Source organism: Novosphingobium sp. MBES04, from assembly GCF_000813185.1.
Lineage (GTDB): Bacteria > Pseudomonadota > Alphaproteobacteria > Sphingomonadales > Sphingomonadaceae > Novosphingobium > Novosphingobium decolorationis.
The window spans coordinates 61,246-71,927 of sequence record NZ_DF850490.1 but is presented as its reverse complement, the minus strand read 5'-3'; the positions used below and the strand labels follow the sequence as shown (position 1 = coordinate 71,927).

The following is a 10,682-nucleotide window of genomic DNA, read 5'->3' as shown; positions in this document are numbered from 1 at the left end:
AAAGGCGATCGAGAAGCATGGCGGCGAGAGCATCGCGCGCCATCTGGAAGCGCTGGAAGCAACCTGAGCTCATCGGTACCCATCCGGTGAAGGCCGCAGTGGCCGTGGCTAGGTCGCCTTTGGTTTGATGATGCGCTTTGCTGCGGCGTTGCGTCTGACAGCGATACGAGCGAGCCCCGCTTCGATCGGCAAGATGTCGAGTTCGTCCGGGTCGTAGCCGTCGAGCCAGTCGTTGATTTCGATATGCTGCTCGTGCGTGGGATCAGACCTGATCTCCAGCATCTCGTAGAAGCCGGAGATCCCGCCGCAATCCTCGGGTGGACACTCGCGCTCGCCGCCGATGAAGCGGGGATAGGCGAGAGCCGGATCTCCCTGCCGAACGTCGCTCAAGGTGAGCGTGTGCTGCCAGTCGTCACCAAAGTCGTAGGAATACGCGATCGTGGTCGCGCCGGGAGCGAGTACGTCGCGCAGGCGGATGCGCGCGGCAATCTTGCGCGGAGCGGTTCCCCAGTCGTCTTCCATCGGCAGGCCATAAGTCTGGTCGTCAATGCGCATCTCCCAGAGATGGTAATCGAACCATCCCATCGCGGCCTGCACGATGTCGTGCAGGACCTTGAGAGTGACCGAGGTCGGCACTTCGACCAGGCGCCAGATTGGCGGATCGCTGTCCTCAAGCTCGATGCGCAGCCTTGCGATCTGCAGGAAACTGTCGGTGGCTGTGGGCCTGTCTGTCGATCGGGCGGTCATGCCACCTGCGATAGCACTCCGGGCCGGACTTGCCAGTTCCAGGGGAGCAGTTCGTCGATCCGGTTGACGGGATGCTCGGCAATGCGCGCGAGGACATCGGCCAGCCAGGCCTGCGGATCGACATCGTTGAGCCGGGCGGTCTGGATCAGCGTATAGAGCACGGCGGCGCGCTGTCCGCCGCGATCGGAGCCGCAGAACAGCCATGCCTTGCGCCCGAGGGGCACGCAGCGCAGCGCCCGCTCGGCTGCGTTGTTCGTGAGGCAGATCCGGCCATCTTCGAGGAAGCGGGTGAAGGCCCCCCAGCGTCGGAGCATGTAGTTGATGGCCTTGGCCAGATCGTGGCTGCGCGAGAGCTTCGCGAGCTGGGCGGTGAGCCAGGCGTGCAGATCCGCCATCTGCGGTGCGCTGAGGTCCTGCCGGACGGCGAGGCGCTCTTCGGTGGCCTTGCCGCTGATGCCACGCTCGATCTCGAACAGGGCATCGAGGCGCTGCACAGCTTCCAACGCGATCGGATAGATCATGCCGGTACGCTCGCCGCGGCTCTTCCTGCGTGCGGCGGCCTCGACGTCGGCGAGTTCGAAGAACTTGCGCCGTGCATGCGCAAAGCAACCCGCCTCGGTCACGGGTGCGGGCTGACGGCCGGGCGCGTAGAGCTCGTTGTAGCCGCCATAGGCATCAGCCTGCAGAATCCCGGCCCAGGACGCCAGATGCGCCCGAGGATGCTCGCCGCGCCGGTCGCGGGAATAGTGGAACAGGGCTGCGGGCGGATCGCTGCCGGCAAAGGACCGGTCATCGCGGACGTAAACCCACAGGCGCGCGGTATCGGTCTTGCCCTTGGCCAGGACCGGCACGGTTGTATCGTCGCCATGCAGCCGCCGGGCCGCAAGCACGTGCGCCTCGATCCGTCGATAGAGCGGCATCAGGGCGAAGGCCGCCGCGCCCACCTGGTCGGCCAGCGTCGAGGTGCTGAGCGCCACGCCTTCGCGCGCGAAGCGCTCGGCCTGGCGGTTGAGGGGCTGATGCTGGCCATACTTCTCGAACAGCAGCATGGCGAGGAAACTGGGGCCGGCCCATCCGCGCGGCACGACATGGAACGGCGCTGGAGGCTGCGTGATCGCCTCGCAATCCCGGCACGAGAACTTCTCGCGTACCGTTTGGATCACCTTCCACTGGCGCGGGATCACTTCGAGCGTCTCGGTCACGTCTTCGCCCAGCTTCGACAGGCGCACGCCGCCGCAGGACCGGCATGAACACGGTGCGGGAATGACAACGCGCTCGCGCGGGAGGTGTGCGGGGAGCGGCTTACGGCTCGGCCGCTTGCGCGCGAAGGCGGCAACGTCGGCTGTCCTGGCGGCGGCAACTTCGGCGGCTAGGTCATCCTCGCAGGCATCGGCCTCGAGGTCTTCCAACTGAAGCTCAAGCTGGTCGAGAAGTCGACGGCTGCGCTCGGCACTGGCGCCATATTGCTCGCGGCGCAGCTTGGCGATCTGCAGCTTGAGGTGGGCGATCATCGCCTCGGTCGCGCTCTCGCGGGCCCTGGCATTGGCGAGGCGCGCCTCGGCCTCGTCGGCGCGTTCAAGCGCGGCGGACAGCAGCGCCTTGAGCGCTTCGACGTCGTCCGGAAGGGGCGATGCGGCCGTGTCCATGACGAGCATGGAATCACAGATCGGCGCAGCATTGAAGCCGAAAATGCGCCGGAAGGCGAAGAAAGTGGCTGGTCTATCCGGCGCTCTGCGGGCGCCAGGAATACTGCGGGTTACGCCAGTCGATCCCTTCCAGCAGGCAGGACAATTGCGCGTTGGTCAGCGAGACGATCCCGTCCTTCGCCGAGGGCCACACGAAGCGTCCCTTCTCGAGCCGCTTGGAATAGAGCGACATGCCTATCCCGTCGTGCCAGATGATCTTGATCAGCGATCCCGTCCGTCCGCGAAACACGAACAGGTCGCCCCCATGCGGATCGCGCTTCAGGCCCTGCTGGACCTGCAAGGCCAGCCCTTGCATCCCTTTGCGCATGTCCGTGTGCCCCATGGCGATCCACACCCGCGCGCCCGCTGGGATCACCGCAGCGCCTTCAAGGTCGCGGTGACCAGTGCAGCGGGAGCTTCGGCCGAAATGCGAACGCGCCGACCTTCGCCCAGTTCGACGGTGATCACGCCGCAGCGATCACAGCCGTCCACCTTCTCGTCCTTAGTGAGGACCGCCTGGGCAAAGGCTGCCTCCACCATCGGAAGGGATGCCCCTTTGGCTTGTTCGCGTCGCAGATTGCGCCGCCAGGTGTAGATCAGGCTGGTCGATACGTCCCGCCGCCGGGCTACGTCCGCGACACATGCGCCCGGCGCGAAGGCCTCGGCCAGGATCTTGAAGCGCTCCTCGTCCCGCCACCGACGCCGCCGCTCCGGCCCCGTCATCACCGTAATCTGCCCCATGCTGCGCTCCTAAGCTCGCTCATACGAGCGCTCTTAAGACCGGTCGTTCACTCACCGGACAAGGCGGGGCTCACCGGATGGGTACGCTCATCGGGCTTAGGGCCGCTTTGAAAGGGGCACCACGAACATGGCCGCGCTATCGTTCCTTTGGCTTCTTATCGGAGTTGTCGCGCTCCCATTCACGGCAGTTTTCGTGTCCGTGCGAAAGGCGTTCGTGTTTGCCTTGATGTGGTCGCTGCCTATGGTCGGCCCACTCATATGGCGCGACATAACTCACCATGCGCCTGCGGTGCACGACGGGAAGGAAGCGCGATCCGGGAAGCATAGGCTCCGCATCGCGCTTCCAGATGCCAGATCAAGCGACAGTCCTCGTCGGCATGAACATGATTGAGTTTGGCAAGAACGCCTGCTCACCATCGCTAGTGCCGATGAGCTGCATCAGATCATGGATCAAAACATCGGCTAGACCGGGCCAGTTTGCCGACAAGCCGAGCAGGTTGTCCAGGGCTCGCACTTTCTGCGCAACATGCAGGAGGTGCGTTCCGGGAGTTAAGATCAAGGCACGCGCTGCCGCTTCGTGAGCATCTTCAGGTCCAGGCGGAAGGTCCTTCCCTTCCGCTTCGGCTTGATCGATCACACAACGCATCACCGCGCACGCATCGCGATAGCGTTCCAGGGCTAAGGTCCATTCGGATTCGCGTGGACGCAGATACCCGGCTAGGTCGTTTTCAGTCATGATTCGCAAACTCCTGTTTTGCGGTTGTGATCAGAGGGCGGCGGTCGGTTGCACCCGACTGCTGCCCTCGCTCTGAGGTGTTGGGTTGGACGGCTCCCAGCGGCATCGCAATGTGCCAAGGTGATTTCGTTGTAGGACTCACATGAAGGAGCCGCCCGTGGAACAGATTATTCGCATAGGGATGGATACGTCAAAGAACGTTTTTCAACTGCACGGTGTCAATTCGGCAGAACAGCCGGTCTTGCGCAAGAAGCTGACGCGCCGGGAGATGGTCCGGTTTTTCGAGAAGTTGCCACCGACTGTCGTCGCCATCGAGGCCTGCGGCAGCGCGCACCACTGGGCGCGTCTTCTCGGTTCGTATGGTCACGAAGTGAGGTTGATCGCACCGCAACTGGCAAAACCTTACGTCAAGCGCGGCAAGAATGATGCGGCCGATGCAGAAGCGCTATGCGAGGCGATGAGCCGCCCCACAATGCGGTTTGTGCCGGCTAAGAGCGTAGAGCAGCAGGCCGCCCTCATGCTCATAGCGATGCGTACCAGGCTCATTCAGAAACGCACGCAGCTCGCCAACACCATCCGTGGCTTTGCGGCAGAGTTCGGAGTTACCGCAGCAACGGGCATGTGCCGGATCGAGCCCCTGCTCGAACGCATCGCGGCGGACGAGGCGATCCCGGAACTGGCACGGGAATTATTTGCGCTTCATGGCAGGGAATATTCGCAGCTCCTGATGGAAATCGAGCGGGTCGAAGCCCAGGTCATGGAATGGCACCGCAATGACGAATGTAGCCAACGGCTCGCAAAAATTCCCGGCGTCGGCCCAATCGGCGCCTCATTGCTAATGATGAAAACCCCAGACCCGCAACAGTTTAAATCCGGGCGAGACTTTGCGGCCTGGATCGGTTTGACACCCCGCGATCATTCGACTGCCGGCAAAGTCAGGCTCGGGGTCATTACACGAGCCGGTGATGAGCTCTTGCGCAGTACACTCGTGGTAGGAGCCACCGCCGTTGTTCAGCACGTCCGCCGTACCGGAGGCAAGAATGCCTCTGTCTGGCTCTTGGGATCGCTCGAACGCAAGAAGCCCAAACTCGTTGCGGTGGCGCTCGCCAACAAGATCGCGAGAATCGCCTGGAAACTGATGGTGAGCGGTGAGCAATATCGAAGAGCAGAACTATCGCCGCCGGCAGTGGCAGCGTGAGAGATTGGCCAGGCACGATGAGCAGCCGTTTGCTATCGTACTGAGCTGATGCCAAATCTTGCAGGAATTGAGCAGATGGTGCGATCGATCGATCCAAGGCGTGTGGCATTCCATCGGCACCAATGGCCGTTCGAGGCCGCTGAGGTGTTTGGAACTCATGCTGCGGAAACCATCTTGGCCAGCGACCATGTGCGGTCGCACCCACAGGCCGGACATATGGACGCAAGCGATCCGATCAAATTCTCCGCACAGCCCTTGCAAGAGGGAGCCGTCCACATATGGTGCTGGAAATCTGGACAGGGTGTTAAGCTCATCCCGACCTAAGGAATGGACGGGAATGAAGAAGACGAGAAAGCGCTACAGCGCGGAATTCAAGGCGAAAGTTGCGATGGAGGCGATCCGTGGTGAACTGACGCTGGCGGAACTGGCTGCGAAGCACGGCGTCCACCATACGATGATCGGGGGATGGAAGCGTCAGGCGGTGGACGGGATGGCCAGCCTGTTCGACGGCGGTGAGCAGGCGTCGAAGACGGAGACCGAAGCGGAAATCGAGAAGCTGCATGCCAAGATCGGGCAATTGCTGGTGGAGCGGGATTTTTTGGCGAAAGCCTCCGGTCGATGAGCGCGGGCCAGAGGCGATTGCTGATCGAGCCTGCTCACCAGCGCCTGTCGATCGCGGCGCAGTGCCGCCTGCTGTCGATCAGCCGGTCTTCCTATTATTATACGCCTGCGCCTCAGAGCGAGGAGACGCTGGCGCTGATGCGGGTAATCGACGAGACGTTCATGGACTGTCCGTGGTACGGCAGCCGGCAGATGGTGCGGCACCTGCAGCGGCTTGGTCATGCGGTGGGCCGCCGCCGGGTACGACGGCTGATGGCGCAGATGGGGCTGGCGGCGATCTACCAGCGCCCGCGCACGAGCGATCCGCACCCGGAGCATCGGATTTATCCCTATCTGCTGCGGGACATGAAGATCGAGCGGCCCAATCAGGTGTGGTGTGCGGACGTGACATATCTACCGATGCGCCGAGGCTTCCTCTATCTCGTTGCGATCATGGATTGGGCCACCCGCAAGGTGCTGGCCTGGCGATTGTCCAATACCATGGACGCGGCTTTTTGCGTCGAGGCTCTGGAGGATGCCATGGCCCGCTTTGGCAAGCCGGACATCTTCAACACCGATCAGGGCAGCCAGTTCACTTCGCAGGCCTTCACCGGCGTGCTGCGGGCGGCCGAAGTGAAAATCAGCATGGATGGCAAGGGGCGCTGGATGGACAACGTCTTCATCGAGCGCCTGTGGCGCTCGGTGAAGTACGAGTGCGTCTATCTGCACGCCTTCGAGACGGGTTCCGAACTGCGCGCAGGCCTGTCCCGCTGGTTCGCCTATTACAACCATCACCGGCCTCACTCACGCCTTGCAGGCAAAACCCCGGCAGAGGCATATGGGCAAATCGACGCTTCAGATCATGGGGGGCATGCCCCCCATGATCTGATCACCAGAATGGCGGCGTAAACAACAACCGGATGAGCTTAACTTAGCCGCAAACCTGTACAGGAAGGCGGGACCACCTCACTCCTTCTTTGTCAGCGCCTTCCGTTGCTTTCGAGGTACGCGGCCCAAGCCTCCTCAATAACCACACCTTGAGTTACCCCCCGACGCTGCGCTTCTTGCGAGATTTCATCAGCGACATTCGGAAGCACTTTGGCATGGACCTGCCCTGTCCTCGGACTTTTAGGCCGTCCACGCCTCCCGCCAGGTTCGCGCTGGACGAAGCCATGTTCGGCCGCGGCCTTGTCGACTGCCTCGACGCGGCTTTGATCGGCCTGCTTTGGCCTCGCCTTAAGTTGCCCAACGTTGATGCTGAAAGGCTTGTCCTCAGGCATCAGCCCCCTCCCCTACCAGTCGCTCAAACACGGCTTTCGCGAACGCAGAAGCGTTCTCTTGCGCGTTCTCGATTTTGCCTTGCGCCGGCATCGAGTAGAGATCTCCGCCGAACTCGAAGAAGCTTGAGAAGGCCGCTCGTTCCATCAGTTCGGGCTTGATCACGTCAACACCCTGATCGCTCAATGAGGCTTCGATCCCCGAATGTTGCTTCGATCGGACAGCCTTCGTCATGGTGAAGACAATCGCAAACGGAATGGAGCGCCCTAACGCCTCCTCTTCTTCTTGAATGAGCGCGATCGTGCGTGCTCCGATCATGGCATCAAGGGTTGTGGCACGCATGGGCGTGATCACGAGGTCGGCCTGGGAGATCGCGCGTGACATAAGGCGTGATGCCACACCCTCAAGGTCAACGATGACAATCTGCCCATCGCGGTCGTGCTCGCGAATGGTCTTGATAATGTCGGATTCGGTAATGTCAGTCAGAACCTTTATCCGGTCGGGCACTGTCCCACGCGCCGCCCATAAGGTGAGTGACTTGTTCGGGTCACAATCGAGCATCGTCACTGGTACGCCAGCATGAGCCAGTTCGGTCCCCAGGATTACGGCGGTGGTACTCTTACCCGCCCCACCTTTGGGCGACGCGATAGCTATGGTCGGCATTGTCTGTCCTCAAACCGCTTAAGGTTATCTGGTATTTAGAATTACCGGATAATCGGAAGCGGCTTTGAACGCTTACCCGGTATTACAGATTACCGGGTTTAATAAAATACCCGGTTTTTGACAAGACCGGGTTTTCTAAAAAACCAGATTTTGAAATATACCCGGTTGTCCGACAAATCTGGTATTTTTCAATACCAGGTAATTAGGAATATCGGATAAGGGCGGCGCACCGCGCCGCCCTTATCCGGTCAATCGTCCTCGTGGTCACGATCCTCTTGGCCGCCGTTACGGACCAGAACCGCAAAGCGCTCGACGATCAGATCAACACGGTACTCGCGTCGGCCCTCACGCTCAAAGCTGCTTTGGCGGACGCGGCCGGTGACGTGGATAAGGTCGCCCTTGCCGATCTTCTTCGCCCGCTCGACGTTCTTGCCGAAGAGGGTGAGATGGTTCCAGTGCGGGTCGTCTTCCCACTGGTCATCGACCTTGCGGCTGTAATTTGCCGCCACATCAAGGAACGCAACCTTGTCCTTGATCTCGATCTTGCCGACGCGACCGATGATCCGAAATTCTGCGATGTTCTGCATGGTCTTTATCCTTCGCTCTCAAGTTGCTGACGCAATTCGAGAGGTGGACCGCCTGACGCGGGCAAGCTGAAAAACGGAGGGTCCGCAACGCGGAAACCGTAGGCGCTACGCGCCGCTTTTCTGCTTGGGGCCGAAGGCTCAGGCCCGCTTAGGAAAGCGAGGACACCAAATGCGTCAAACAGCAACGAAGCGAAGGACACAGCCTTGTCGTGCGATTACGGAACCCGCTTGCCACCGCACAGGCATCGTGATCCGACCGGGAGAATGGCCGAGATGGAACCGACTTCAGTACAGGGAAGGGCAGGGGATGACTAAGCGACTTCAGCCGCCTTCTTCTCGGCATCGAGCCGCTTGTAGATCGCTTGGCGCGTCACGCCGACCAGCTTCGCGACCGCCGATACCTTCATAGCAGCGGGGCCTTCGATCAGCTCCTTGACCTGCTTCCAACGCGCATCGTCCATCACCGGGGGGCGGCCCAGCTTCGTGCCAGCGTTTCGAGCCGCGAGAAGACCCGCGTTAGTACGTTCCTGAATGACGTCACGCTCGAACTGCGCGAAGGCGCCGACCATATGGAAAAACAGGCGCCCCGCTGGCGTCACCGTTTCAAGCTCTTCGGATAAGGACCGAAATCCTACCTTCAATTCACCGAGTAACTGAAGCTCGGTGATGAGGGTCACGAGCGAGCGCGACAGGCGATCCAGGCGCCAGACTATGATCTCATCGCCAGCCCGGGCGAGCTTCAGCATTTCGGTGTAAGCAGGCTTGAAGACCGTTGAGCCGGAGACGCCATGGTCCTCAAATATCCGCTCCGCACCCGCTGCGCGAAGCGCGTCGATCTGCAATCGCATGTTCTGCTCGCCGGTGCTGACGCGTGCATATCCCAGCTTCATTGGGCCGCCTCAATTTCATAGATGGCCTGCCCGTTCATCGAGCGGTGTTTTTCGACCGCGCGCTCCTTGAGAGCAGAACGCAGTCCGGGCGGCATTCGAACGATGAACTGATGGGTCATGTCAGTATCCTTCCGGTTCTTGATTTGTTCAAATCTGAACGGAATGGACAATTCTGTCAACTTAGATGGACATTTTTTCAGATAAGTTGACTACCGAAAAATTCGCAGATTTTGTGCAGTGCACAATGCGCGGAAATGAGCCACTCCTGCGCGCCTGAATTTTGCAGGAGTTGTCAGTCAACTAAACGACCGTTTTGTTGACTGATTCTGAAGCCCACCATTACCTACCTCCGCCCGCGCTTACGGCGATCCGGGTGAGAGGCTTTTCACCTTGCGCCTTCCTTGAGGGCCATCTTGATCAAGCACGCCACCATCCGAGCATCATATGAACAACCTCGCTGTGTATGGCGTCACTTGACACCGAACGCAAGGGCGAGTACTGACAACACATGAAGATCAGGAATGTGATCCACAAAGGGTTGCGCCGCCTTGTGGTCGATGACGATGAGCGCGGTCTGGATCAAGCGGTAGTGCCGAAGCTACGCCGCATGATCGGCTTCCTTCAGGATATGGATAGCGAAGAGGAAATTCGTACCATTCCCAGTTGGAAAGCCCACCTGTTGACCGGTGATCGGAAAGGCACATGGAGTCTGTTCGTCACCAAAAATTGGCGGCTCACATTCAAGATCGACCAGAACGAGATCGAGATCATCGACCTCAATTACGAGGATTACCATTAGGAGGTGGTCATGGCAGCACTTGACGGAATTCGGATGAAGAACCCGCCCCACGTTGGCGGCTTCATCAAGCATGAAATCATCGAACCGTTCGGCCTGTCCGTGACGGATGCCGCCGAGGTTCTTGGCGTTACGCGAGCAACGCTTTCGACATTGCTCAACGAACGCGCGCACCTTTCACCGGAAATGGCCGTGCGGATCGAGAAGGCGTTCGGTGTGTCGATGGCAACGCTGATGCGGATGCAGAACAGCTATGACATTGCCCAAGCCCGCAAGCGGGCCGGGGAAATCAATGTCGCGCCTTTCCAGGGCAAGCCGCTCGACCCGCAGCCCGCACTGGTCTGATAGAGAACAACGTGATTACGACATGCCGCGCCACCGGCGCGGGCAGGGGGATATTTGAATGAAAAGTTTGCTCGAACAGCTGCCGTCCATCGTTGCGGAAGGCAAGCGCGAGGCCGAGCGTGTTATGGAGCGGGCCGAGAGCAACTACCGTCTCGGTTTGCAGACGCGAGAACTGGTTGTTCCCTCGCGGGATACTAATATCGAAGACCTTTTTAAAAATAAAAAGGCAAAGACCGAACAAGATGAGCACCCGAACCGGCTAATCTATGGTGACAATCTTCTGGCAATGGCTACGCTTTTGGCGGGAGAAGATGAGGGAGTATCATTTCGAGGAGCGGTTGACCTTATCTACATTGACCCCCCGTATGACAGTAAGGCTGACTATCGTTCCAGCATAGAAATCTTGGGTGCGGCGT

Annotated in this window: 14 protein-coding genes and 1 pseudogene; 5 read left to right on the top strand and 10 right to left on the bottom strand. The window is 60.1% G+C overall.

All coding sequences use genetic code 11. The features are described from left to right. Positions 1-108: 108 nt before the first annotated feature. From MBENS4_RS22280 to MBENS4_RS22260, 5 genes are all read right to left on the bottom strand, one after another. Positions 109-747 carry a plasmid pRiA4b ORF-3 family protein gene (locus tag MBENS4_RS22280; protein ID WP_039396108.1) on the bottom strand — a complete coding sequence of 213 codons (639 nt, stop codon included), beginning with the start codon at positions 745-747 and terminating at the stop codon, positions 109-111. Continuing rightward, complete coding sequence (gene tnpC / locus MBENS4_RS22275; protein WP_039396390.1) at positions 744-2,393, bottom strand: IS66 family transposase; 1,650 nt, start codon at positions 2,391-2,393, stop codon at positions 744-746. Before tnpC ends, MBENS4_RS22280 begins: the two co-directional genes overlap by 4 nt. 73 nt (positions 2,394-2,466) lie before the next feature. Further along, positions 2,467-2,787: an IS66 family insertion sequence element accessory protein TnpB gene (tnpB, locus tag MBENS4_RS22270; RefSeq protein ID WP_007013329.1), complete on the bottom strand. Its 321-nt coding sequence runs from the start codon at positions 2,785-2,787 to the stop codon at positions 2,467-2,469. A 17-nt stretch (positions 2,788-2,804) separates the two neighbouring features. Further along, on the bottom strand, positions 2,805-3,173 hold the full coding sequence (gene tnpA, locus MBENS4_RS22265; RefSeq protein ID WP_039396105.1) for an IS66-like element accessory protein TnpA: 369 nt from the start codon (positions 3,171-3,173) through the stop codon (positions 2,805-2,807). Positions 3,174-3,528: 355 nt separating this feature from the next. After that, on the bottom strand, positions 3,529-3,909 hold the full coding sequence (locus tag MBENS4_RS22260; protein ID WP_039396102.1) for a hypothetical protein: 381 nt from the start codon (positions 3,907-3,909) through the stop codon (positions 3,529-3,531). 157 nt (positions 3,910-4,066) lie between these two features. Here MBENS4_RS22260 and MBENS4_RS22255 point away from each other — a divergent pair, with 157 nt between their 5' ends. Together MBENS4_RS22255 and MBENS4_RS22245 are read left to right on the top strand one after the other, a co-directional pair. Continuing rightward, positions 4,067-5,107, top strand: a complete 1,041-nt coding sequence (locus MBENS4_RS22255) for an IS110 family transposase (RefSeq protein WP_039396099.1) — start codon at positions 4,067-4,069, stop codon at positions 5,105-5,107. 337 nt (positions 5,108-5,444) lie between these two features. Continuing rightward, positions 5,445-6,616, top strand: a protein-coding gene (locus MBENS4_RS22245; RefSeq protein WP_085997526.1) for an IS3 family transposase whose coding sequence is annotated in 2 segments (ribosomal slippage) — positions 5,445-5,709 and positions 5,709-6,616 — 1,173 coding nt in all. Because the reading frame shifts where the segments join, the coding sequence is not laid out codon by codon here. 71 nt (positions 6,617-6,687) lie between these two features. Here the strand turns inward: MBENS4_RS22245 and MBENS4_RS25010 are convergent. The 5 genes from MBENS4_RS25010 to MBENS4_RS25005 form a co-directional block, all read right to left on the bottom strand. Next, positions 6,688-6,987, bottom strand: a complete 300-nt coding sequence (locus tag MBENS4_RS25010; protein ID WP_084592320.1) for a chromosome partitioning protein ParB — start codon at positions 6,985-6,987, stop codon at positions 6,688-6,690. Beyond that, a complete protein-coding gene (locus tag MBENS4_RS22240) occupies positions 6,980-7,648 on the bottom strand; it encodes a ParA family protein (protein WP_039396087.1) in 669 nt (222 codons plus the stop codon). The genes MBENS4_RS25010 and MBENS4_RS22240 overlap by 8 nt, the downstream gene beginning before the upstream one ends. Positions 7,649-7,896: 248 nt before the next feature. Further along, positions 7,897-8,235: a single-stranded DNA-binding protein gene (locus MBENS4_RS22235; protein ID WP_039396084.1), complete on the bottom strand. Its 339-nt coding sequence runs from the start codon at positions 8,233-8,235 to the stop codon at positions 7,897-7,899. Between the two features lie 311 nt (positions 8,236-8,546). After that, positions 8,547-9,125 carry a recombinase family protein gene (locus tag MBENS4_RS22230; protein ID WP_039396081.1) on the bottom strand — a complete coding sequence of 193 codons (579 nt, stop codon included), beginning with the start codon at positions 9,123-9,125 and terminating at the stop codon, positions 8,547-8,549. After that, a complete protein-coding gene (locus tag MBENS4_RS25005) occupies positions 9,122-9,244 on the bottom strand; it encodes an Arc family DNA-binding protein (protein ID WP_084592319.1) in 123 nt (40 codons plus the stop codon). The genes MBENS4_RS22230 and MBENS4_RS25005 overlap by 4 nt, the downstream gene beginning before the upstream one ends. A gap of 389 nt (positions 9,245-9,633) precedes the next feature. On the opposite strand from MBENS4_RS25005, the gene MBENS4_RS22225 reads away from it, so the two are divergent. From MBENS4_RS22225 to MBENS4_RS22215, 3 genes and pseudogenes are all read left to right on the top strand, one after another. Further along, the gene (locus MBENS4_RS22225; RefSeq protein WP_039396078.1) at positions 9,634-9,924 is read left to right on the top strand and encodes a type II toxin-antitoxin system RelE/ParE family toxin; all 291 of its coding nucleotides are present in this window, start codon (positions 9,634-9,636) and stop codon (positions 9,922-9,924) included. A 9-nt stretch (positions 9,925-9,933) separates the two neighbouring features. Further along, positions 9,934-10,266: a HigA family addiction module antitoxin gene (locus tag MBENS4_RS22220; RefSeq protein ID WP_039396075.1), complete on the top strand. Its 333-nt coding sequence runs from the start codon at positions 9,934-9,936 to the stop codon at positions 10,264-10,266. 58 nt (positions 10,267-10,324) lie between these two features. After that, a pseudogene (locus MBENS4_RS22215) lies at positions 10,325-10,682 on the top strand (DNA methyltransferase); the annotation flags it as partial.